Source organism: Limnothrix sp. FACHB-1083, assembly GCF_014696485.1.
Lineage (GTDB): Bacteria > Cyanobacteriota > Cyanobacteriia > CACIAM-69d > CACIAM-69d > CACIAM-69d.
Window position 1 is genome coordinate 416,730 of the sequence record NZ_JACJQD010000003.1, and the last position, 23,150, is coordinate 439,879.

Consider the following 23,150-nt stretch of genomic DNA (forward strand, 5'->3'; position numbering starts at 1 on the left):
GAATCAATGAATTTAGGGGCGATCGGCTAGTGCGATCGCCCCTAAATGGTTGCTGAGTTGCTGAGACTGACCTGCCCTTAACTGTTCCGAGATCCAGGGACTACAGAAGGTTGGCCTTGAAGGATCCGCTCGCTGGAGTGGTCTTGATGGGTCTTGGGCAGGCTTTTGGCAGGAGTTTCGTGGATTTTTGCGAATCTGCTCCTTGGTGAATCTGCTACGGATTCGCGGGCGGATTAGAGGCGGGCGGTTTTGGGCCAAAGTAAGCCTTGAACACTTCCTTCGCGATCGGGGCCGCCACAGCTCCCCCATAGCCAGCATTTTCCACAGCCACCGCCAGGGCAATTTGCGGTTGATCCACCGGGGCATAGCCCACATACATTGCGTTATTGGGGCCGCTGGGCACTTCGGCGGTTCCCGTTTTGCCAGCGCTGGGGGGCAGACTGGGATCGTTGAGCACTTTGGCGGTTCCCTGGCGCACCACCGCATTGAGTCCTTGGCGCACCACGTTCAGGGTTTCGGGTTTCAGGCCGATCAACTGGGGTTGAAAGTCCGATTGGCTGGTTTGGTTAGCCAACAGGTGGGGAACCACACGCTTTCCTCCATTGGCGATCGCGGAAACGACCGTGGCCAGTTCCAAAGGCGTGGTTAGAACCAATCCTTGCCCGATCGACATACTGACCGTATCGCCCAAATACCAGGGTTGACGGTACAGAGTTTGTTTGGTGGCCGGCGTGGGCAACATGCCCCGACTGCCCAACAGCCCCAACTTCAGCGGCTGACCAATGCCCAGGGCCTGGCCCCATTGGGCGATCGCCTCGGGGCCGGTCTTCATTCCCACCTGGTAATAGAAGGTATTGCTGCTGACTTCGAGGGCCCTGGCAAAGCCGATCGTGCCGTAGCCACCGCCCCCATGTTCCCGAAACACCGTCCCCCCCAGGGACAAGGCCCCGGCAGTGCCCACCGTGGCATTCGGGCTATAGGCTCCCGACTCGATCGCCGCCACCGAAGTCACAATCTTGAACGTGCTGGCCGGGGGATAGCCCTGAAGGGCCCGATTCAACAGGGGGCGGCTGGGGTCTTGGAGTTGGGCCCACTGGTTTTTGGTAATGCGCTGGGTAAACCAATTGGAATCGAATGTGGGGCTGCTGGCCATGGCCAAAATGGCCCCCGTGCGGGGATCCATGGCCACCACTGCGCCGCGTCGTCCCTGAAGTCCCCGTTCCGCCGCCTGTTGCACGGCCAAATCCAGCGTTAACTGAAGGGGCTGGCCCGGCTTCGGGGGCCGTTGGCCCGCCGGCCGCAGGAGACGGCCCTTGGCATCGGCCTCAATCCAGTCGTAGCCCCAAGTGCCCCGCAGGGTCGATTCTGCCAAGCGTTCGATGCCTGCCTTGCCCACGGTGGCTCCCATGGGCAAATCGGGGTTGTTTTTAATATCTTCGGGGTTGGCTTCCCCCAAATAGCCAATCACGTGGGCGGCGGTGGAACCGTGGGGATAGTCCCGCTCGGCTTCCACGCGCACGGCGAGGATGCCTGCTCCCGGATCCAGTTCTGCCAGCCGGACAAATCCTTCAGGGGTCAGATCCCGGGCCACCCGAATGGGCATATCACCCCGGCCCTGCTGACGCTGAGTGGCAATCTGTTGAGCAATGGCCGCAACGGGGCGATCGAAAATACTTTCCATCGGCTTCAGAATCCGCTGCCACTCGGCCGGGCTGTGGCGCTGGGGCGACAGATACACACTGCGGATTAAGCGACTCCGAGCGAGCACCTGGCCCTTGCGATCGAACAGGGCCCCCCGATCGGGAACCAAGGGCAACCCCCGCAATCGATTCCGCTCTGCGGCCTGGCGCTGCACAGCCCCCTCCACCAGTTGCAAGCGACTGAGGCGAAACGCCAAGGATCCGATCAGCGCCGTTACCAAAGTCATCAAGACCAGGGCACGGAAGGTTTGGGTGCGATCGGGCGCGACCGATGACGGAGCAAAGCCGCCCCTACGAATAGATACCAATCCCATAGCAAGTGCAAGCCAGCAGGGCTACCGACGACAAAGGGCCATTGCTTGTCTGATCCGCACCCAACCCTCCCCCCTCGGGATAGGTCTTGCTCAACAACCGGTAACGAGCATTACAAAACCCTGATGAGATCCAGTGCTAACTGTTAACCCAACGCAACCAGGGATATACAGCCCACTAGCCTGAGTGCCCCCGGCTTTTGATAGGCTAGCCTTAAAAATGCCAACCACTGTTCTCTGGCTCTTGCAGGTGGGCAGTTCCAGGCTTTAGCGTGGCCTGTACAGGCACTTGCGCCAACGTGCAACCTCGTCCGGTGGCCGAACTCAGGGGTCAAGCTCAGCACTTTCCAGCCTGCAAGGGTCAGCCTGTGGATAACGCCCCACGGCGTTGTTCATCTCTGATCTAGCTCAGCCGCCTGGCGGTTGCCCCGTTAGCCGGGTTGATAACCAGGTTGATAACCGGGTTAATAAAATGCCGATTTCGTCAGAGATATCGGTTTGTTGTGCAGGCCACGGCCAACCCTTCTATGCTTGGGTGTTGGTTGACCCCAACTTGGTTGCCAAACTGGGTTGCCAAGCTTGGTTACCAAACTGGGTTGCCAACTCCCAAGGAGCCAGATCCCTGGGGTGGTGATGGGGCTGCAACACCCAGGCTAGAACCGGGCGATCGCTGAGATTCTGTGTGCAACAACTCCGATGCAAACCCGATCCCAACCTGAGGATTTTGAGGTGTGCCAAGGGGAAAGCCACAATGGCCCAGTGATCACCAAGACCTATAACGAATGCTCAAAGGGAGAGACTAGCCTTGAAAAAGATTGAAGCGATCGTGCGTCCTTTTAAATTGGACGATGTAAAAATTGCCCTCGTCAACGCCGGCATTGTCGGGATGACCGTTTCCGAAGTGCGCGGTTTTGGCCGCCAAAAGGGACAAACGGAGCGCTACCGGGGATCGGAGTACACCGTTGAGTTCCTGCAAAAACTGAAGATCGAAGTGGTGGTGGACGACAAGGACGTGGATATGGTCGTTGAGTGCATCATCACCGCGGCCCGCACCGGCGAAATTGGCGACGGTAAGATCTTCATCTCGCCCGTGGAACAAATCATCCGGATTCGGACCGGTGAGAAGAACCTAGAGGCGGTCTAGGGCAACGTCACCGCACCAGAGAGGGGCACTCTAGCTCCTCCCTGGTGATCAATTACAGGTGATGAATTTTGGATGATCAATTGCGGGTAATGATCAGATTTTGCGTCTGAAGTACCAACAGCGGACTGTAGTGCCGCTTTGAGTTGACCGATGGGGGGCTGCTGGGCCCCGCGTCGGTTTTTGATTGATGGGTTTTGGGGTGGAACGTGCTCGCGGCAATCTAGCGGAACGTGAAGCCCAAACGCTCCCAGGTGTCTGCCCCAACGATGCCATCGGGCGTGAGACCATAGGCGGATTGGGCCTGTTTGACGGCGATTTCGGTTTGGGGGCCAAACATACCGTCCGGTTGTCCCGCATCAAAACCGCGCATGTTTAATTCATGCTGGACGACCTGCACGAGGTTACCCCGATCGCCCAGTCGCAAAATATCACTGACCACTTGGTCGCTGGCCGGCACGCCGGAGCGTTCGGATTTAGCCGGTGGGTTATTGCTAGACAAGATATTCACCACTCCGAATCAACTGAAAGCCACTCCAACAACGGTCTTGAAGACGATCGTAGGGGCTGCGATCGCTATGGTAGCGCTCGCTTTGGCGATTGCGGTGTTGGGTTGTTAGGTTGTTGGGGAACGGCTAGGGTTGGCGCTGGCGGAGGATGAACTCGGCGATCGCCAAGTCTTGGGGCGTGGTGACTTTCAGGTTGGTTTCTTCGCCCATCACAATTTTTACGGGTAGGCCGCAACGCTCAAACAGGGCCGCATCATCGGTGACTTCCCAGTTTTCAGCCAAGCCCCGATCGTGGCAGGCCTTGAGGGTGGCCACTTCAAAGCCTTGGGGCGTTTGGGCGGCCCAGAGGGTGGCGCGATCGGGCGTGTTGCTAACAATTTGATTCGCATCCACTTGCTTAATCGTGTCCTTGACGGGAATCGCGGCGATCAATCCCGGACAGGTGGCCAGCTCTGCCGTGCAGCGATCGAACAGGTCTGGGGTGGCCAAGCAGCGGGCCCCGTCGTGGATCAAGACGCGATCGGCTTCGGGGGGCAAGGCTTGCAGACCGTTGTAGACCGAGGCTTGGCGGGTGTCGCCGCCCTGGATAAACACAACGGGCTTGGTCAGGTGCAGGTTTTGGGCGATCGCCTCGAAATCGGGCCGGTCGATCGGCTGACACATGATCCCAATCCAGGCGATCGACGAGCTGGCCTGGGCGGCCTTGAGCGTCCAAGCAAAGATCGTCTCGCCCGCTAGGTCGATCAGGAGTTTGTTGCGATCCGCGCCCATGCGCTTGCCGGAGCCGGCCGCCGGAATGAGTAAATACAAAATCGGTTTCCTAAAAATATTGTGATTGGGCAAATTGCCCGATCAAGATTCAATCGACTTTCTCCGGAATTCGCAAGGCTGTGGACGGGCTGCCCTAAACCCTGGAGTTGATTTGGGCGATCGAGTTGACCCTAGGGCAGATCCTTCTAAAATTGAGAGCGATTCCTGACCGTAGCGATTTGGATTCGCCTGTGAAGTCCTCGCGGGTCGAAACACCATTGCTGGCTATCGGTTTTTCAGGCTTCATTTCACAGATTTCGATATTGTTTTACCGCCGCTACTTGGCAACCCCGCGAGTTTTATGATGCAGATCCTCGCCCTCGTACCTGGTGGCATTGGCGACCAGATCTTATTTTTCCCCGCCCTGACCCAACTGAAGCAGACCTACCCGAAGGCGCAGATTGACGTGGTGGTGGAGCCGCGATCGGTTGCAGCCTACCAAGTCTGTGCTTCGGTGCGCGACACGATCGCCTTTGACTTTAAGGATCGCAACAGCCCCGCCGACTGGGGCAACCTGCTGGGCACAATCCGCGATCGGGAATATGACGCGGTGCTGTCGCTGGGGCGGCGGTGGGCCGTGGGGCTGCTGCTGTGGCTGACGGGGATTCCCAAGCGCGTGGGCTACGCGGCCGGCGGCAAAATGTTTTTGACCGATCCCGTGCCCCTGAATTTGGAGCAATACGCGGGCGATCTGTACCACGACCTGGTGCGCGGCTTTGGAATCACGGCCCCCCGGCCGGCCCTGTCGCTGCAAGTGCCCCAAAAGGAACTGGCCTGGGCCGAAGCAGAGCAAGCCCGCTTGGGGATCAAGGGCCAGGGTTATTTGCTGGTGCATGGTGGCTCCAGTGCCATGGCCAAACTGAAGGGCTTTGATAAGGTCTATCCGGTGGACTCCTGGAAGGCGGTGTTGACCAAGGTGCAACAGGCCAAGCCGGAACTGCCGATCGTGCTGGTGAAGGGGCCTGACGATACGGATTTTGTGGCTACGTTGCAGGCCGCTTGTCCGAGCCTGAAGCTGGTGACTCCCAACAACATTGGTCAACTCGCGGCGATGACGGCGGGGGCGAATGTGATGCTCTGTGGCGACAGCGGCCCGATGCATATTTCTGTGGCCCTGGGCACTTACACGATCGCCCTGTTTGGCCCCACCGATCCCGCCAAGCTGCTGCCGCCCGGTGACGATCGCTTCGTGGCCATCAAGTCCCCGACCGATCGAATGAGTGACATTCCCCCCAGCGCCATTCTGGAGAAGTTGGGTGTCTAGACCGGCGGTATTTCTCGATCGCGACGGCGTATTAAACCAAGAGGCGGGCTACATTCACCGCCTCGAAGACCTGCACCTAATCCCCGGCACAGCCCAAGCGGTGCGGCAACTGAACGAGGCGGGCTGGTTTTGCTGTTTGGCTTCCAACCAAGCCGGCCCGGCCCGGGGCTACTATCCCCAATCCCACGTGGACGCGCTGCACGATCGGCTCTGTCACCTGCTCGATCAAGAAGCGGGGGCAAAGCTGGATGCGCTCTATTACTGCCCGTACCTGAGCGGCCCCGAGGGCGGCAAGGATCCTGAATTCACCCGCTACAGCACTTGGCGCAAACCCAACACCGGAATGCTGGTGGCGGCCGCCTGGGATTGGGATTTAGACCTATCGCGCAGTGTGATGGTGGGTGACAAGGCGACGGATATTGACCTAGCCAAGAATGCCGGTTGTACGGGCATTTTGGTGACGACGGGTTTTGGGGAGCAGGTGTTGGCGGGCAACTATCAACACGCGACGCAGCCGGACTTTGTGGCGGCTAATTTGCTGGAAGCGGTGCGGTGGATTTTGCGATCGCCCCGATAGTCCCAATTGCTCAACGGCTTTGAACGGCTTTGCTAATTCAATCTCAGGTGGGCGATCGGCTCCCCGATCGCCCGCCTGAACCCTAAGTTTTGGAGCGATCGCGCCGATCGGGCTGCGGAGACATCTCCGGCATAAAGGTTGGCACCAGGTTTGGCTCCCGATGTTTCACGGCTGTCACCTCCGGCGGCAACTCCGATAGCTGGGCATTGCCATCGGTTGCATCATCCTGCGGCAACCAACCCACCAACGGCAGCGGCAACAGGGTTGACAAGTTGGCGATCGTCACCAACAACCACAGGCGATCGAAGTGGGTTTCATCCACCCCCAACCAATGGGTCAGCAGGGCCCCAAACTCACTGGACACCGCCCCCGCCAGGTTATAAACCGACATCAACAGCGCAAACAGCGTTGCCTCCACCCCCGGCGGACAAAGCCGCGCCGACAGCACCAACACCGGCATGAAGGTAATTTGTCCCGCCACGGTCAAAATCAGGCTATCGCCCAAGCTAAACCAGCGGTCATCAATGCCCAAAGCCCGGTTGGCATGGGTCACCAACAACAGCGTTGTCATCCCCAGCGCCGTGGAAACCAGCGTGCTCCAAAGGAAAATTTTGCGGAAAGGCACGGTTTTGAAGAACCGCTGAAATGCCCAAACCCCAATCAAGGCCGCCACACTGGTCACCAGCCGCACCCGCCCCAAAAACTCCGGCGGAAACTGCAACTCATTGGTGGTGAAGTAGAAAAACGCCGTATCCGATGAGGGCGTGGCCTGCCAAAGGAACAGAAACAGCGTGGGCAGCCAAATCGCCTTTTGGGAAACCGCCTGCCACAAATCTCGCGCCTGCTGTTGAACCACGCTCAGGTCTGGACGGGCGGTTAAGGGGGTTTCGTGGATCGCAAAGGCCCCAAAACAAACCAACAGCGGAAACATGGAGGTCATCCAAAACACCGTTTGGGCGCTGAACTGCTCCAACAACACGCCGCTGAGATAGGCCGTCAACAGGCCCCCCAGCGCCGAAACCCCCCAACAAAGGGATTGCAGGGATCCGGCCGTGCCCGTGGACTCGTTTCGGGCCCGTTCCACCACCAAGGAATCGGCAATCACATCACTGACGGCCACGGCCAGGGAAGAAAGGGCGATCGCCAGCATGGCCGCCCAGCCCGTATGCACCACCGTGGCCATCGCCACCCAAGCCAAGGCCCCACCAATGCCCGACAGAATGAGGTAGGGTCGCCGCCGGTAGCCAAAAATAGGCAACCCGTCAGACATAAACCCAAACAGCGGTTTCACCATCCAGGGAATGGCCACAACCCCCATCAGGGCCGCCACTTCCGCCGGACTCAGGTGCAACTCATCCTTCAGGAAAAAACTGACGGCCAAACGAGCCAGCCCCAAAATGCCCTGCACCAGATACACCAGCAAAATGGCAATCAGTTCCGGGGTTGGCTCGTTGCCAAAGAAAAGCTTTTCTACGATCACCGAGCGCAGACCAGACGATCGCCCCGTTGGCGGATCCTGGGGTGCGATCGCGTCGGAGCCGGAACTGATGTTTTGGTTCGGTGCAATGGCCATTGATAAGTTTCTAGCAAAAAAACTTCATAATTCTAAGCCTCTCCATCATAGCGGGCTTCCCCGACCCGATCGGCAACCCAGCGGGCGATCGGTCTCGTCCGTCGCGCCAAGAGACCCAAACTCAGATCCATGAAATTAAATTCATATTGGGTCTGTATCTGTGGAATCTGTGCCGGTTGAGTCTATATCTGTAGATCAATAAGATTTTTCCTCAAGCAATGGGCAAAATGACAGTTTCGAAAAAGGGGGTTCATCCCCAAGGACTCAAAATTGTTTGCTTTATTGGGCTAATTATTTTGGGCTTACTCGGTAACTACTACCGAGCAAAGTTATTTTTAGGCGTTGATTTTATCTTTGGGAGTGTGGCCGCTCTACTGGCAGCACGATTCTATGGGCCCCTTTGGGGTGGCATTGCCGGGGCAGCGATCGGGAGCTATACCTGGGTGCTTTGGAGCCACCCCTACGCCATGATTATTTTCACGGTGGAAGCGGCCCTGGTGGAGTGGGTTCGCCAGCGCCATCGCCAAAGTTTGCTGTTGCTGGATGGTCTGTATTGGCTAGTGGTGGGATCGTTGTTGGTGGCTCTGTTTTATGGGGCCCTGTTGCAGGTGGGCGTTTTACAGGTGCAGCTCATTTTGCTGAAACAAGCCCTGAATGGGGTCTGTAATGCTCTAATTGCCAGCGGCATCCTTGGGATTTTTTCTTTTTTAGGACAGCGATTTCCAAAAAGATTTCAATCGGTTCGCTGGCCATTGCGGGATGTTTTGAACGATATTTTGGTGGCTTTTGTATTGCTGCCGATTATGTTGCTCTTCACCCTGGATGCCAACCGAATGTTGGTGGATTTGGAGCGATCGGTCAGGACAGATTTACAACTGGCAAGTGCGCCAATCATTGAGCAAATTCGCAATTGGCAGCGCCAAATTTGGGAAACAGCCACAGACTTTTCACAACTCAAAGCGGAGTCCTTGACCGAAGCTCAATTAATCACAGCCCTGGAACAGAATGTGCTGATTGATGGTCTTTGGGTGCTGGATTCCAAACTACGTTTTCTGACCCAGGCAACCAATAATCCTGATGTGTCTCTCAGCCTTCAGTCCCTATCGCAGTTGGAGCTACGTGAAAGTCAACTCAATCAGCTTCAAGCCTGGCGAATTGTGGCAATTCCGAAGGACAAAACTGGCGATGAGCATCAGCTTTGGTTGGTGCGACCCCTAACCCAGGGGTTGGAGTCCACAGGATTTTTAATTGCCCATCTGCGGTTCGATCGATTCATTGATGCGCTCACGAGTCCGGTGAAAATTTACGATCAGGCGGTGGGCGCGGTGTTGGTGAATGAAAACCAGCAAGTGATGGGCAGTGTGAACCCCGCCTATGATCAGCAGGATGTTTTTAATCTCAAGCAACCGAAGGTTTGGGTGCGGCGACTGGGAACCGGCAGCACCGAGTTTTATCAGGTTTTGACTAACGATCCCGCTCGGCCGCCGATGGTGCGTGCTCGCCAGTCCACCTATTGGCTTGATAGTATCCTGCCGGGCGATTTGGGTTGGCATTTGTGGATTTCATTCCCCGCGCAACCCCACATGGATGATTTGCAGGTAGCCTATAACCAGCGATTTGGGATTGTGATGCTGGTGGTCTATGGCAGTATGCTGGCGGCCTATTGGGTGAGCAAGGCTTTGGTTAAACCCCTGCAAATTTTGGCAAAAATCACCACAGACCTGCCCGATCGCGTGAATGATCAACAAGATGTAGATTGGCCACAAAGCCCAGTTCAGGAGTTTGATCAACTATCAACCAATGGGCAGTTAATGGCCGAAAGTTTGCGAGAAAGATTTTTGGAAATTCACCAGGCAAATGAGCAATTGGAACAGCGGGTGGCAGAGCGCACGGAGGACTTGGAAGTAACCCTCAGCCAACTGAAACAGACCCAAACCCAGCTCGTTCAAACGGAAAAAATGTCAAGCCTGGGAGGATTGGTGGCAGGGGTAGCCCACGAAATCAACAATCCTATTAACTTCATTGCGGGCAACTTAACCCACGCGGAAGAATATGTTCAAAGCCTGCTGAAGGCGATGAGTTTGTTTGACACGTTCTATCCAGACCCAGAGCCAACCTTGCGTGAAGCTTTAGAGGAGTTGGAGCTGGATTTCTTGGTTGAGGATTTGCCAAAAACTTTTCAATCGATGCAGTTGGGTGCGCGGCGCGTGCAGGACATTGTGCAATCGTTGCGGACTTTCTCTCGGATCGATCGAGCCGAGTTGCAAACGTTTGACTTACATGAGGGCATTGATAGCACATTAATTATTTTGCAAAACCGGCTGAAGGGCCGCTCTGATCGCTTAGCTATTGAGGTAATTAAGCAATATGGCCCATTGCCGTTGGTGGAATGCTACGGGGGACATCTGAATCAGGTGTTTATGAATTTGTTGGTGAATGCGATCGATGCGATCGACCTGCGGGATGCGGGCCGAACCCTTGCGGACATGCGCCAAAATCCCAGCCGCATTGAAATCACCACGGCCACATTGAATCAGCAATTGGTGATTGTTCGGTTTCGAGACAATGGCCCAGGAATGCCGCCGGAGGTACGCGATCAAATTTTTGAGCCGTTTTTCACCACCAAACCCACGGGCAAAGGCACGGGCTTGGGCCTGTCCATTAGCTATCAAGTGATTGTGGAACAGCACGGCGGGGCGCTGACTTGCCAGTCCAGTCCCGATTGGGGCACGGAGTTTTACATTGAGCTGCCGATTCGCGGATCCAGCAAGCTTCAAAACACAATTCACCCGGGGCCCCGATCCACGGCGACGGTGTAGCCCGGTTCGATCGCCCTCCCCGATCGGCCATTTCTCCACAGCAGGCTGAAAAACCCTGGAAATCTTGCGATGATGGGGCTGATTTTTAGGCCTCGCTTCAGGAGTCGATCGTGCCCTCGCGTCGTACCGTCACCCGCTGGATTGCCCAAGGGGGATTGTTGGGATCCATGGGAGCCGCCATGGGCCAGCGGGCCAGCGAGCTGCGGCAACAGGCCGAGGCCGCGCCGTTAATTCCTGGACAGCCCGCCGCCTGGGCCGATCGCCTGCGGATGGCCGATCACTTGGCCCAAGAACAGTTGGCCGCCGCCCAAGATCCCCGCGCCGAAGTGGAACTGCTGATTCCCAGCTTTTTGGGTAACCAAGCCCGCCGGTTCTATGGCCGAGGCATTCCCCAGGGATTGAGGGTGCAGCGCAAGTTCTTTTTGGGATCCGGCCCAACAAGGATTGGGCGGCGATTGGAGGTTTGGAGCGGTGCGGGCTGGACGGGGCAATGCACCCTCGTGCGCGATCGGGGACGAGACTATCTGCTGATTGGCGCGTTTGACCACCACCTGCGCAAAATTGACCTGCAAACTTGGCAAGAGGTTTGGCGCTATCGATTTGACGACGTACTGAAGGGAACAGCCACGATCTACATCGATCGCACCGCACCACCACTCGATCAAGTGATTGTGCTTCAGGGCAGTCGCCAGGGGGTGAATGTGCCCTTTACGGCGCGGGTGGTTCCCAGTTTGCGGGCCATTTCCTTTCGCACGGGCCAAGAGTTGTGGCGGTGGAACGTGCGCCAAACCGCCAGCTACAGCCGCGACAACGACAGCAGCCCCCTCGATTTGCGTAATGGGCTGCTATTTAATGTGGGCGAAAACGGGATTGGTTCCTTTTTGGGGGCCGCGCTGAACACAGTCACCCAAAGGGACGGCATCACCCAACCGGCGATCGCGGGGGAATTGCTGTTCTATGCCCCGGGCGATGGGGCCCGCCATGGCGGCAACCTGGTGGCGGAATCTTCCCCGTCACGACTGGGCGATCGGCTGTTTGTGGCGGCTGGCTCCGGTCACATTTATGGCGTTGACCTGAACAGTCAGCAAATTGACTGGGATTTCTTCACCGGTACGGATATTGACGGAACGGCGGTGGTTTCGCGCGATGGCAAGCTCTTTTGTGCGATCGAGCGGCAATATACATCCGGGCCCGGCGGTCTTTTTAAATTGAATCCGGCCAGGCCGCCCGCCGAGGCCGTGGAATGGTTTTTGCCCACCGGCTCCCTGCGCTACCAAGATTGGCAGGGTGGAATTATCGGCTCAGCGGCCCTGAATGATGACTATCGCGATCGGGGACAGCCGCCCCTGTTTGCCACGGGGGCGATCGATGGAATCCTCTACATTGGCTCCCAGTTACGCACCACCGGACTGGCCCACTGGGGGCCACAGCGGGATGGGCCACACAACTCGCCCTACGTGGCCTTCCAAACCCGAATTGGCCCCACCATTTCCACCCCAATTTTCACCGAGGGCGATCGACTTGTGGCCGCCAGCTACGACGGGGTGCGGCTGTTTCAGTTGCGCTTTTTGCCCACCCAGTCCCAAGATCCGGCCGCTTTGCCCAATGGTCGGGGCCAGTGGTTTCGCTTGGAGGTCACTCTGTTGGCGCACTTTGCCCCGGGATCTTCCTTTGAGGCCACCCCGATCGTCTGGGATGGAACGGTCTATCTGAGTGGGCGCGATGGCTGGCTCTATGCCCTCGGCTAGTTGATCTTGGCGAGGCCCAAAACCCAACAGATGATCCCGATCGGGTCAGGTTTGCATAATTTTTTGAAGCTTTCTCGATAGATGACTAGTACAAATTTTTGAATGCAAAACAAGACGTAAAACGAGACGGATAATTATGCGCCGTCTTCGTCATTTCTCGCTCTCTATTTTGCACTGAATTGACTTGACCTTGAGGGTCAACCCAAAGCAGCTTTCTTCATCAAAAGCTGTGCGGATTTGTGCTGTCTAAAATTTCCATCCTTTCAGGATCATCGATCAGGGAATTGAGCATGTGTTACGTTGTCGAATTGCCCGATGGCTCCTATTATGTCCCCAACGGTTCAGTGCCCGACGCTTGCAAAGCAATCCACTTTACCGACAAAGACGAGGCCGCCGCGATCGCCAAGGCCAAAAGAGGGAAGGTCAAAGTCTGCACCTTAAAGGATGCCGCGCCACCACCGAAGGACAACAGCCAGCTTTGGGTGATGGGGCTAATTTTTATTGGAATTGCAACTTTTCGAGATCCCACCAACTTAGAAATTTTGCAGCGCATTACGCGCTTGGATCAGCCTAGCAATGGAGTCACAGCCGGGACAGTACAATTCACCTCTTCTTGGTCAGATTGTCTATGGTTTTGAGATCGGTTAAAGACTGGTTTTTAGACTGGTTCTGGAAGCATCCTGATCCAATTTTTTCAGTCTAAGTTTCGTGCCCATGGTGATGGGGGCAAGGGGCTGAAGCCCCTTGTCTTTTTGGTTTTTCCCCTGTCTTTTTGTTGGTCTTTCTGTTGGTCTTCGGTTGTGCCCCTTATTTTCCTAGTTTACTTACTGATCCCCGAGGCAAATGCCCAGACCCCGTGCGGTTTTCAGCAGAGTATCACCGGGGTCAACGATGCGGCAGTGGGAAATTGCCTCCAGTATGGGCACGCTCACCACCTGGCGCTGTTGCCAAGTCACCACCCGATCGAACTCGCCCCGAGCAATCAGATCCACCGCCTCCACACCAAAGGCCGAGGCAATCAATCGATCGAGCGGCGAGGGTACGCCACCGCGCTGCACATGGCCCAGCACCGTGACGCGGGTTTCAGCGCCAGTGCTTTGGGCCAGCTCTTGGGCTAAATATTGCCCGATGCCCCCCAGGCGACATTCCCCAAAGGCCTGGGTTTGCGTCACCACGTCACCGCCGCTGGTGCAGACCGCTTCGGACACAATCACCACGGAAAAGGCCTTGCCAGCGGCCTGGCGATCGCGAATGGCCTGGGACACCACTTCCAGCTTGTAAGGAATTTCGGGAATCAAAATCACATGGGCCCCGCCCGCAATGCCGGCGTGGAGGGCGATGTGGCCCGCGTCGCGCCCCATCACTTCCAGGATCATGACTCGATCGTGGCTGGCGGCGGTGAAGTGGAGCCGATCGAGGGCTTCCGTGGCAATGTTCACGGCTGTGTCAAACCCGATCGATTGTTCCGTGGCGGCCACATCGTTATCGATCGTTTTGGGAATCCCCACAAAGGGCACGCCCACTTTCGTCATCAGATCATGAAGAATTTTCAGGCTGCCATCACCGCCAATGCCAACAATGGCTGACAGTTCCAACTCCCGACAACCCTCGGCAAAGTCCAAGGTACGGTCATGCACCGTGCCATCGGGCAAGGTCACCTGAAAGGGTTGGCCCCGGTTAATGGTTCCGAGCAGGGTTCCCCCCAAGGTTAACCACCGCTCAACCTTGTCCGGTGTCAGCAGCAGGGCTTCGGTGGGCTGCCGGGTTAGCCCTTCCGTACCGTGGCGAATGCCCATCACTTCCCAGCCGTAGCTGGCAGCCCGCATCACCACACCCCGAATGGCAGCATTTAGCCCTGCGCAATCTCCGCCGCTGGTCAGCACTCCGATTCGTTTTATCTCACCCATAGGATTGCATCTCTTATGCAAACGCTGCTCATGGGCGATCGTACGCGATCCCAACGGTGGGGCAAGCCTGTGTTAATAACTGCAATGGGATTGGGCGATCGAGATGGGGCGATCGAGATGGGATGATCACCCTATTTCGATCGCCCTGCGACTCCTGGCCTAGACCGTGCTGCTGGAAACCGCTTCCGCGGGCGATCGGGGAACCGTGCGAGCCACGCGGGCCCGCTGCCCCCAAGTGAGGTCGATCGCATAGCACCGGGCCAGCACCCGCAACCACAGACCCGGCGCGCGCTGCTCCAGCCAGGGCTGAATTCGGCGGGCGATCGCCGGTAGCCACCCCAGCAGCCAAGCCACCAAGCTCGACAGGGTAAAGGTGAGATAGCTGCCCATCCAGCGCCACAGATCCCAAGGGCCCGCCGAATCCCAAATCCACCACAGCAGCATTGGATTTTGCACCGCCGCCTTCAGGGCCAGGCGATTGAACAACCACCAGTCAAACCGATCCTTAATGAAGCGATCGGCCACATCCTCCTCGGCATCGGCCAGCAGGCCAAAGAAGGTGTTCAGCATGGAATTCACCCGCTGGGGTGGCAGCGTGCGACCCGTGGGAACCATCATCCCCTTCGAGAACATCCAAGTAACCGCCACGTTGCTTTGGTAGGCCCGGATTGAACCCAAGTCCTGTTCCGTCAGCAAGTCATGTTTCAAGGCCGTATCCAGCAGGTCTGTGAGCCGGCCCAAGTTGCGAATCATGGAACCAAAACCGGTGAACACCAGGGGAGATTGCAATGAAGCGGCATCCCCCAGAGCCAAGAGGCGATCGAACGAGACGCGCCGCTCGCCCTCGCTTTGGCTGAAGTGACCGGGAATATAGCCAAAGGTGGCCTTGCCCCAGGTCAGCTTGTCCAAATCGCAGCGGCGATATTCCGGCAGGATGCTGAAAAAGTCCTCATACATTTCCAGCAAGGAACCGGGATTTTCGGGGTGAACTTGGTGGTAGTGGAACAGATAAACGGTCACGGCCTTGCCGCCAATGGGGAACAGCTCCCAAATCAGTTGCCGGCCACGGGAAATGTCCCCATGGCTGAACAGCACGTCGCCATAGTCCAAATCCCAGACCGGCCAATCAATTCCATTGGCAATCACGGCCCCCACCGTGGGACAAACGCTATCGAAAGCGCGGGTTCCGTTCAGTTGCCAGGCGATCGGGGAAGCCGTGCCCATGGCATCAATCAGCAACCGACCGGCCACTTGGCGAGTTTCCCCCGTGGGCAAGTGTTTGGCGGTCATGGCGATTCGATCGCCCATCACGTCCGCCCGCTCAAATTCCGTTTCGTCCCAAATGTCGCCGCCCGCTTCCCGCAGCTTTTGGCCACAGAGCTGAATGATGCGATCGGCCGCGATCGCCACATTCAGCACCGTCGGCGTGTGCAGCACATTGGCCCGCGCTTGCGGTGGATTGTTGGCATCAAAAAACTTGTGAAACCCATCGCGATATTCCGTGGCGATCAGTCCTTCCACCTCAGCGGGCGTGAAGAGGCCCAGGTCGATCGGCACTTGCAACTCTTCCCGGGAAATATTCCACTCCCGATTCATGCGACCAAAGGGCAACCGCTCCAGCAACAACACCCGATAGCCCAACCGCGCCATCATCGCCGCATGAATTACCCCCAAGGCCCCGCCCACATAGATCAAGTCATAGGTAATGGCCGGCAATGGGTCGGGGTTTTGCCCCTGAGAAGTCGCGCCCTGAGAAGTCTGGCCCTGAAAAATCACCTGCTTATGTTGCTGAGGATTCCGCACCGCTTCCCGCCAGCGCTTTTCCCACCAATAGGCCCGCAGCAAATCCCGTTCACCATTGGGCATCCGTTGGAAATACTTAGCGGTTTGCGGATATTTGGGCGCAAGGGCCTCGAAAATATTGCTCTTTGTTAAGTCAATCTCAGGAAGCTCCGGGTAGGTGGTGGGGAATTTTTCAGCCACCTGTTGCCGCAGGGCCCGCACCAAGGCCCCTTCCCCCGCGATCGGGCGATCGCTCCACCGAAACAGCTTCAGATAGGTGGTGCGCTGCAAAGACCAAACGCAACCCGCCACAGTTTCCCCATCCCGATCGCCCGCCGGTTGCCAGCGAAACCCCGTGGGAGCCGCTACCTTCACCCCGCTGGGAACCATAAACTCTTGCTGCAACCAGTTCAGCACCGTTGCGGCTTCCGGAGTCGGCACTTCCAGATAAAGCAGTTCTTTCATGGATTGGGTTCTGATTACTCAAATCGTAAACGGGCGTAAAAAGAAGCGTTTTGCAACAAACTTGCAACCAAAGCGGGAGTGTTTCCTTTTTTAGGGTGAAGTTTTTCAGCCCTTGGGGTGCTGTGGACGCTGCAAAGCTCGCCTGAAAAGCATCTCAGGCTTTGGCGATCGTTTCCATCATCGCGTGTTTCCGAGGCCCTAGCCAAGCGGCGGATCCCTGCTTAGTGGCCACGAACCCCGGAGGCGAGATGGTTTCACCTGTGATCTTAAGCAATCCTGGAAATATCCTTGACAGATGAAAGAAATGCGCTATCCTTCCGTTTACTCAAAATAATTAATAAACTTTACAGAAGTTTACAAATATCGAGAGTAATTGCCTAAGCTGACTTAACAGGGCTGACTTGGCAGGGCCGATCGCATCGGGATCGCTCCCTGAAGATTCGGAATTGCCCCGCCCGTATTGACCTGTTCTGTATTGACCTGTCTGTGAACACCTTGCGGGTTCCCTGGATCTGCAAGCGGTCTGGGGACAGGCGAGCTTGATCAAGCCGGATGGTTGATGGGTTGCCCCACTGCGCCACCGAATGGCCGACCTCGCCTGTCCCCAGGATGCCCAATTGAATTGGGTTTTGACTGGGGTTGGATGGGGGCTTCAGCGAGATTGCTACATGAGATGGCTACCCGAAATTGGGTTATCTCTTCCCGATCGCGCCTGCCCTTGCCAACCCAAAACCGGACAAATCTGTGGGCCCCAGTGCTCGTTGCCCGTTGCAGTTTCGCTTGCTGTCCTTGGGAAATAAACTTCCCGATCGCTCCCCGCTCAACACACACCTTTTCGATTCGGAGTTTCGGTTGTGAATGCGTTTAATCCAACTTATGGCCAGCCGCGCCCCCGACGGGCGGAGTTAATCCCCTCAGGTGAAGGGTTGATCGATTCGATCGCGGATGCCATCACCGTGGCGATCGCGGCGGCCCGGGCCAAGGGCCAATCCTTGGAAGATCTGACGGCGGAAGTGCTGGCGGATGATAACTTGCTGGATGGCGAGTCCCGGCGCTGGCTGAGTGATGTGGTGGCTCGCACCTGGGAACAACTGCACTAGGAGATCGTAACTAGGCGACTACACTGGGCGATCACGGATAGGCGATCGCAACTAGGCGACCGCACTGGGCGATCGAACAATCAAACTAGGCGATCAAGCGATCAAACTACGCAATCGCGGCTAGAGAATCGCCCCTAGGCAACCCAGCGCCCGATCGCCACGCCCAAGGTGGCCACCCCTGCCATCACCAACAGGCGTTGGGTTTGGGACAAATTTTGCTCAACCATGATTGTCCAAAGGGGCATGGCGGAAAAGGTGAAGGCCAAGGCTCCCACCATGCCCAGCCAGACAACCCCCAATGCCAAATTAATGACCGTGACAGCGGAAGCCAAGGCCAACAGCGCGTTGCGCAGGGCCCCGCTCCAGGAAACATGCATCAAAAATTTGGTGAGCAGGCCAACGGTTAACCCGGTGGCCCCACCCAGCAGAATGCTCAATACCTGCTGAGGCAGCGGAACCGCCAGAACGATCGCCATGGCCCCGCCGGTTAGGGCCAAAAAACCCCATTGCAACCCCGCCATCCCCGCCAAGGAACTACAGGCCAGCAGCAACCAACTGTGGGGCGGTGGATCCAAAACGGCGAGGCTGCTGCCCCAGAGCGCATAACCCAAAAGCCAGAGGGTTAACAATGGCAACGGTAGGCGCTGGCCGGCTTCCCAAAGGTTCGCGGGTTTGGGCGGCGGTGGCGGCGGGCCGGCGTTGGGAACGACAAAGTTGGGATTACTCAACAAATAGCGATGGGGCCGATCGGGTGGGGGTGCGTTTGTTGTTGCATCGGTGGGTTCGATCGCCTCGGTCACGGCGCGATCGACAGAATTCGATCGCCCTACATCGATCGCCCGATCGGTGGTTGGTGGCGCTGGGGGCAAGGGATCGACGGGGCCCGGTTGCCAATCGGCGCTGAAGGGTTGTCCATCGGGCATGGTGGCGGCGGTGAAATCCCCTTGGGCGATCGGTTCCGAGTCCCAGTCGAAGATCGCGTCGGTCAAGTCCGCGGCCGCAAAACAAGCCCCAGTCAAAGTTGCGCCGGTTAGGTTCGCCCCCCGCAAATTCGCCTGCCGAAAGTCAGCGGCCGACAAATCGGCCCCTTGCAGTTGGGCTGCCGACAGTTGGGCATTGACAAAGCTGGCTCCGCTAAAATTCGCCTTCTGGGCATTGACTCGATCGAGCCGGGCCGCACGCCATTGGCTTTCCGTGGCCGACACCTTCAGCAATGTGGCCCCGCTGCAATCCGTTTCGCTCAAATCAGCCCGATCGAGCTTGGCTTGGCGCAGGGACAGCCCCACCAACGACAGCTTTCGCAAACATTGCCCTTCCAGACTCACCCAAGGAAAGTCGCGCCGTCCCCGATCGAGCGCCAATTGAAACTCCGACAACTCCATGGCAACGAATCATCCCCCTACCGCGCAATGCGGCAACCCATGGCGTTAAGCTATGGAGCAGACTCCATCAGCAATCGTTCCCTATTTTGGCTTCAAAAGCAGCTTGACCCATGCCTCGAACTCAAAAAAACGACAATTTTATTGACAAAACCTTTACGGTGATGGCGGACTTGATTCTGAAAGTGCTGCCCACCAACAAAAAAGCGAAAGAAGCTTTTGTTTATTACCGAGATGGCATGTCTGCCCAAGGCGAAGGTGAATATGCCGAAGCCTTGCAAAACTACGAAGAAGCCCTGAACCTAGAAGAAGATCCCTACGATCGCAGCTTCATCCTGTATAACATGGCCTTGATTTTTGCCAGCAATGGCGAACGGGACAAAGCCGTTGATTACTATCACCAAGCCCTTGATCAGAATCCGCGAATGCCCCAGGCCTTGAATAACATCGCCGTGATTTATCACTACAACGGCGAGCAAGCCCAAGCCAGCGGCGAAGATGAAGCAGCCGAGCGTTGGTTCGACAAGGCGGCGGAATATTGGAAGCGGGCCATTCGCTTAGCACCCAACAACTACATCGAGGCCCAAAACTGGTTAAAAACCACCGGTCGATCGAACATGGATGTCTTCTTCTAGGTTGATTTTCCCATCGTTTTTCAATCGATTGGATGCTCATTTTCGAGTTGAGATCTAGATTGATTCCTGAGTCAATCCTTTTGAGATCTAGATTGATTCCTGAGTCAATCCTTAGACTAACTTTGGATTAATCCTTGGATGAATACTCGAGGGATGAATGTTGAAGTCCATCATTCACAGATCGTGGGAAACCAGGGGCTTAGGCCTTGTCGTCAAATCGCCCAAAGCCCTGATTCCCTCGCTAACCGATCGTGTGAGACAAGGGGCTTAAGCCCCTTGTTACGACGATTGAGCGACGATCGAGCATAGGAAAATCAGCCGTTCCAGCTTGATCTCAGGTAATGACGACAGGCCCGAGGGCGATCGCCTAGTATTGCCACTTAGGATTCAATTGCTTGATCTGTTGAGATCCTGGAAATTGACCTTTCAACAAACAAACCATCGCAATTAGAGCTGCTATGAGCCTCAGTTTGGACGAAGTTCGCAAGGTTGCCCATTTGGCGCGAATTCAACTGACTGCTGAAGAGGAGGAAAAATTCGCCGCCCAACTCAACAACATCCTGACCTATGTGGAACAGTTGAGCGAGTTGGACGTGACCGATGTGGAACCCACCACCCGGGCGATCGATGTGAATAACGTGATGCGCCCTGATCAACTCGATCGCTACACCGATCGGGAAGGTCTGTTAGGATGTGCGCCCGATCGCGATGAAGATTTCTTCAAAGTGCCCAAGATCTTGAACAGCTAAACGGGCGATCGGGTTAGGAACTCTGACCCATCCAAAAATTACACGGGGTGGGCGGATTCAATTCCGCCCATTTTTATGGCTCACGCAAGCTGGCTCATGCAATATCGACGATTTGGCAAAACCAATCTCCAACTATCCGTCTTTTCCTTGGGGACAATGCGGTGTTTGGATTCCGCTGAGCAGGCGGCCGAAGTATTTGCTCGGGCGATCGAGCTGGGAATTAACCATTTTGAAACCGCTCGGGGTTATGGAGCCAGCGAAGTTTTTGTCGGTCAGGCAATCGCCCAAGGAATTGTGCCGCGCGATCGAGTCATTCTCACTAGCAAACTATTACCCACCGGCAGCCCAGAAGAGATCGATCGGCAACTGACCGAATCCCTGGAACGCCTGCAAACGCCCTATTTGGATTGCCTAGCCATTCATGGGGTGAATCTGCCAGAACATTTGGATTGGATTCAAGACCAACAATCGGGAATGGCCGCGTTGCATCGGGCCCTGGCCGATGGTCGAATTCGCCACTTGGGATTTTCCACCCATGGGCCCTTGGCTTTGATTTTGCAGACCATTGCCACCGATCAATTTGAGTTTGTCAATTTACATTTCAACTACTTTTTTCAACGCAATGCCCCCGCTGTTCAAGCGGCCCTCGATCGGGATTTGGGCATTTTCATCATTTCCCCCGCCGACAAAGGGGGACAGCTCTACACCCCGCCGCCTACCTTGAGCCAACTCTGTGCGCCCCTGTCGCCCTTGGGAGCCGGTTACCGTTGGCTGCTGGCCCAACCGGGGATCACCACCCTGAGCGTTGGCCCCGCCAAGGTGGAAGAGTTGGGGGCGATCGAACCCTGGATTGAGCGCACCGAACCCCTCAGCGCGGAAGAGCAGGCAATTTTTAATCGGCTCGATCGACACCAAATTGCGGCCCTCGAAACCGATCGTTGTGCCCAATGCTATGCCTGCTTGCCCTGCCCCGAGGAAATTCAAATTCCAGAGGTGTTGCGGCTGCGTAATCTGGCGGTGGCTTTCAAAATGGTGGACTTTGGCCGCTACCGCTACGGCATGTTTGAAAATGCTGGACATTGGTTTCCAGGACAACGGGGCGATCGCTGCACAGAATGTGGGGATTGCTTGCCCCGTTGCCCCGAACAATTAAACATTCCCGACCTGTTGCAAGACACCCACGATCGACTCAGCGGCCGTTGGGGTCGTCGCCTTTGGGATTAGGCAACTGGATATCAGCATCATGAAGGGTTGCAGGAAATATTTGAAAGAGTATTTGAAAGGATGTTTGAAGGAATATCTGAAGAGTGGCTTTCGGCACAGCTCAAGCAATCATCATCGTCGGGGCAAGATGCTCAAGCCCCTTGTCTTCGTCAGTTGATGAGACCCGCAAGGTAGCCGTTTAGGCCTTTCAGATATCCCCTGAGAGCTGAAAGTAATTGCCGCCATCCAAATTTAGATAGCAGTACAAACTTGTTTGAATTTCGTTTCTAAGTCGCATTTCAGATTGGGGTATAAATTTTTTTGAGTTCCTCGTAAAACCTAGCAAACAGCAGGTCAGACTGTTTTCTGATTTTTTCACTTTATTCTTCAATACATTACGCTTCAAGTTGACTCAAAAAGTGAATTTTTTAGATCATTTCTAAATACTTTTCAAATTATCTCCAAAGCATCTTTAAGTTTCTTTTGAACCATTTATAAAACACTTCTTTGTTATTTTTGCGACCATTTTTGCAAAAATACTACGTAATCTTTACAACACATAGACAGGGGATCTGAAATACACTCAAAATCTACCCAGATCAGACCTAAGACCCTTCTAAAAAATAATTCAAACATTAAATCTTTCTTAAAGATCCAAGAAATTCGAGTATGGATTTGAACCTTTAATCGAATCCGGATTCAAGAACCATTGTTGATGATCTTTAAAAAACACAGAGGTTTCTAAAGATTGCTGATAGTAAAAGCTAAAAAAACAAAAAGATTCCTCTATTTTCATGGCAAACGCGCTACATCTGACATAGGGAATTTTGAGCCTTTGAACCTGGTTCCTAGTCCCTGCTAAGGAAACCAACCTAAGTAAACCTGTATGTTTGATGCCGCTCCTTTGGGAGAATATGCCATGGCCAGCACTCAAGACGAGCAATCGTTGACGATGAGAGCCGAAGAAATTCGGGTCGTTGGCGTTGTCCAAGGAGTCGGCTTTCGTCCCACGGTTTATCGACTAGCGATCGAATGTGGACTGATGGGATCGGTGGCGAATGATGGAGTTGGCGTGGTGATTCGGATTGCGGGATATCCGGATCAAATTGATGTTTTTTTACAACGGCTTTATCAGGAAAAACCGCCCCTTTCCCGCATTGATACGCTGATCCGAACCCCGATCGCCCTGTCGGAATTGATGGAGCCAGGACTGCCATCGTCGAGTGGCAACCTGCCTGCTGTTTCTCCGTCGGAATCTGGTGCATTGGGCAAGCTGGCGGCCCCTGAGCAATTACCTGAGCAATTACCCGCAGAATCAGCAACCGAATCCGCGACAGAGCGGCTAACAAGCTTGCCCACCGGGCCATCCAGGTTCACAGCGACCTTCGAGTCTGGATCCGACGATCTCACTTGGGATGAACATTCGATCGCCCTGGGGCAACAAACGGCGATGGAAATCCAGCGCAATCGCCAGGCCA

Annotated in this window: 17 protein-coding genes and 1 pseudogene; 11 read left to right on the forward strand and 7 right to left on the reverse strand. The window is 55.8% G+C overall.

Annotated elements, in window-relative coordinates:
• Positions 1-214 precede the first annotated feature (214 nt).
• On the reverse strand, positions 215-2,014 hold the full coding sequence (gene mrdA, locus H6F46_RS05980; RefSeq protein WP_099533359.1) for a penicillin-binding protein 2: 1,800 nt from the start codon (positions 2,012-2,014) through the stop codon (positions 215-217).
• 802 nt (positions 2,015-2,816) lie between these two features.
• On the opposite strand from mrdA, the gene H6F46_RS05985 reads away from it, so the two are divergent.
• Positions 2,817-3,155: a P-II family nitrogen regulator gene (locus H6F46_RS05985; protein ID WP_099533361.1), complete on the forward strand. Its 339-nt coding sequence runs from the start codon at positions 2,817-2,819 to the stop codon at positions 3,153-3,155.
• Between the two features lie 220 nt (positions 3,156-3,375).
• On the opposite strand, the gene H6F46_RS19065 is transcribed toward H6F46_RS05985, so the two are convergent.
• Together H6F46_RS19065 and ispD are read right to left on the reverse strand one after the other, a co-directional pair.
• On the reverse strand, positions 3,376-3,663 hold the full coding sequence (locus tag H6F46_RS19065; RefSeq protein ID WP_199291406.1) for a peptidoglycan-binding protein: 288 nt from the start codon (positions 3,661-3,663) through the stop codon (positions 3,376-3,378).
• A gap of 124 nt (positions 3,664-3,787) precedes the next feature.
• Entirely contained in the window at positions 3,788-4,471 is a 684-nt protein-coding gene (gene ispD, locus H6F46_RS05995) for a 2-C-methyl-D-erythritol 4-phosphate cytidylyltransferase (protein WP_190353923.1), read from the reverse strand.
• Between the two features lie 304 nt (positions 4,472-4,775).
• On the opposite strand from ispD, the gene H6F46_RS06000 reads away from it, so the two are divergent.
• Positions 4,776-5,735, forward strand: coding sequence for a glycosyltransferase family 9 protein (locus H6F46_RS06000; RefSeq protein WP_190353980.1), 960 nt, complete (start codon positions 4,776-4,778; stop codon positions 5,733-5,735).
• A complete protein-coding gene (locus H6F46_RS06005; RefSeq protein WP_190353924.1) occupies positions 5,728-6,312 on the forward strand; it encodes an HAD-IIIA family hydrolase in 585 nt (194 codons plus the stop codon). Before H6F46_RS06000 ends, H6F46_RS06005 begins: the two co-directional genes overlap by 8 nt.
• An 82-nt stretch (positions 6,313-6,394) precedes the next feature.
• Here H6F46_RS06005 and H6F46_RS06010 read toward each other — a convergent pair whose 3' ends face one another.
• Positions 6,395-7,885 (reverse strand): folate/biopterin family MFS transporter, encoded by a 1,491-nt coding sequence (locus H6F46_RS06010; protein ID WP_190353925.1) that lies wholly within the window; start codon positions 7,883-7,885, stop codon positions 6,395-6,397.
• Positions 7,886-8,112: 227 nt separating this feature from the next.
• Here H6F46_RS06010 and H6F46_RS06015 point away from each other — a divergent pair, with 227 nt between their 5' ends.
• The 3 genes from H6F46_RS06015 (at position 8,113) to H6F46_RS06025 (ending at position 13,090) form a co-directional block, all read left to right on the forward strand.
• A complete protein-coding gene (locus H6F46_RS06015; RefSeq protein ID WP_190353926.1) occupies positions 8,113-10,704 on the forward strand; it encodes a sensor histidine kinase in 2,592 nt (863 codons plus the stop codon).
• 110 nt (positions 10,705-10,814) lie between these two features.
• Positions 10,815-12,452: a PQQ-binding-like beta-propeller repeat protein gene (locus H6F46_RS06020; protein WP_190353927.1), complete on the forward strand. Its 1,638-nt coding sequence runs from the start codon at positions 10,815-10,817 to the stop codon at positions 12,450-12,452.
• A gap of 290 nt (positions 12,453-12,742) precedes the next feature.
• Positions 12,743-13,090, forward strand: a complete 348-nt coding sequence (locus H6F46_RS06025; protein WP_190353928.1) for a hypothetical protein — start codon at positions 12,743-12,745, stop codon at positions 13,088-13,090.
• A 186-nt stretch (positions 13,091-13,276) separates the two neighbouring features.
• Here H6F46_RS06025 and H6F46_RS06030 read toward each other — a convergent pair whose 3' ends face one another.
• Positions 13,277-14,359 (reverse strand): ATP-dependent 6-phosphofructokinase, encoded by a 1,083-nt coding sequence (locus H6F46_RS06030; RefSeq protein WP_190353929.1) that lies wholly within the window; start codon positions 14,357-14,359, stop codon positions 13,277-13,279.
• Positions 14,360-14,518: 159 nt separating this feature from the next.
• Complete coding sequence (locus H6F46_RS06035; RefSeq protein ID WP_190353930.1) at positions 14,519-16,606, reverse strand: flavin-dependent dehydrogenase; 2,088 nt, start codon at positions 16,604-16,606, stop codon at positions 14,519-14,521.
• A gap of 854 nt (positions 16,607-17,460) precedes the next feature.
• On the opposite strand from H6F46_RS06035, the gene H6F46_RS06040 reads away from it, so the two are divergent.
• On the forward strand, positions 17,461-17,706 hold the full coding sequence (locus H6F46_RS06040; protein ID WP_190353982.1) for a hypothetical protein: 246 nt from the start codon (positions 17,461-17,463) through the stop codon (positions 17,704-17,706).
• 134 nt (positions 17,707-17,840) lie between these two features.
• Here the strand turns inward: H6F46_RS06040 and H6F46_RS06045 are convergent, their stop codons facing one another.
• A complete protein-coding gene (locus H6F46_RS06045; RefSeq protein WP_190353931.1) occupies positions 17,841-19,088 on the reverse strand; it encodes a pentapeptide repeat-containing protein in 1,248 nt (415 codons plus the stop codon).
• Between the two features lie 110 nt (positions 19,089-19,198).
• On the opposite strand from H6F46_RS06045, the gene H6F46_RS06050 reads away from it, so the two are divergent.
• The 4 genes and pseudogenes from H6F46_RS06050 to H6F46_RS19780 all read left to right on the forward strand — a co-directional run.
• Positions 19,199-19,720 carry a photosystem I assembly protein Ycf3 gene (locus H6F46_RS06050; RefSeq protein WP_099533372.1) on the forward strand — a complete coding sequence of 174 codons (522 nt, stop codon included), beginning with the start codon at positions 19,199-19,201 and terminating at the stop codon, positions 19,718-19,720.
• A 458-nt stretch (positions 19,721-20,178) separates the two neighbouring features.
• Positions 20,179-20,469, forward strand: a complete 291-nt coding sequence (gatC, locus tag H6F46_RS06055) for an Asp-tRNA(Asn)/Glu-tRNA(Gln) amidotransferase subunit GatC (RefSeq protein ID WP_099533373.1) — start codon at positions 20,179-20,181, stop codon at positions 20,467-20,469.
• Between the two features lie 96 nt (positions 20,470-20,565).
• The gene (locus H6F46_RS06060) at positions 20,566-21,693 is read left to right on the forward strand and encodes an aldo/keto reductase (protein WP_190353932.1); all 1,128 of its coding nucleotides are present in this window, start codon (positions 20,566-20,568) and stop codon (positions 21,691-21,693) included.
• A 931-nt stretch (positions 21,694-22,624) separates the two neighbouring features.
• A pseudogene (locus H6F46_RS19780) lies at positions 22,625-22,852 on the forward strand (acylphosphatase); the annotation flags it as partial.
• Positions 22,853-23,150: the final 298 nt, after the last annotated feature.

What these genes read in the sequence shown, in the direction of transcription:
- mrdA (WP_099533359.1), bottom strand. Translation starts at nt 2,014, where the DNA reads ATGGGATTGGTATCTATTCGTAGGGGCGGCTTTGCTCCGTCATCGGTC.
- H6F46_RS06000 (WP_190353980.1), top strand. Translation starts at nt 4,776, where the DNA reads ATGCAGATCCTCGCCCTCGTACCTGGTGGCATTGGCGACCAGATCTTA.
- H6F46_RS06010 (WP_190353925.1), bottom strand. Translation starts at nt 7,885, where the DNA reads ATGGCCATTGCACCGAACCAAAACATCAGTTCCGGCTCCGACGCGATC.
- H6F46_RS06015 (WP_190353926.1), top strand. Translation starts at nt 8,113, where the DNA reads ATGACAGTTTCGAAAAAGGGGGTTCATCCCCAAGGACTCAAAATTGTT.
- H6F46_RS06025 (WP_190353928.1), top strand. Translation starts at nt 12,743, where the DNA reads ATGTGTTACGTTGTCGAATTGCCCGATGGCTCCTATTATGTCCCCAAC.
- H6F46_RS06030 (WP_190353929.1), bottom strand. Translation starts at nt 14,359, where the DNA reads ATGGGTGAGATAAAACGAATCGGAGTGCTGACCAGCGGCGGAGATTGC.
- H6F46_RS06035 (WP_190353930.1), bottom strand. Translation starts at nt 16,606, where the DNA reads ATGAAAGAACTGCTTTATCTGGAAGTGCCGACTCCGGAAGCCGCAACG.
- H6F46_RS06045 (WP_190353931.1), bottom strand. Translation starts at nt 19,088, where the DNA reads ATGGAGTTGTCGGAGTTTCAATTGGCGCTCGATCGGGGACGGCGCGAC.
- H6F46_RS06050 (WP_099533372.1), top strand. Translation starts at nt 19,199, where the DNA reads ATGCCTCGAACTCAAAAAAACGACAATTTTATTGACAAAACCTTTACG.
- gatC (WP_099533373.1), top strand. Translation starts at nt 20,179, where the DNA reads ATGAGCCTCAGTTTGGACGAAGTTCGCAAGGTTGCCCATTTGGCGCGA.
- H6F46_RS06060 (WP_190353932.1), top strand. Translation starts at nt 20,566, where the DNA reads ATGCAATATCGACGATTTGGCAAAACCAATCTCCAACTATCCGTCTTT.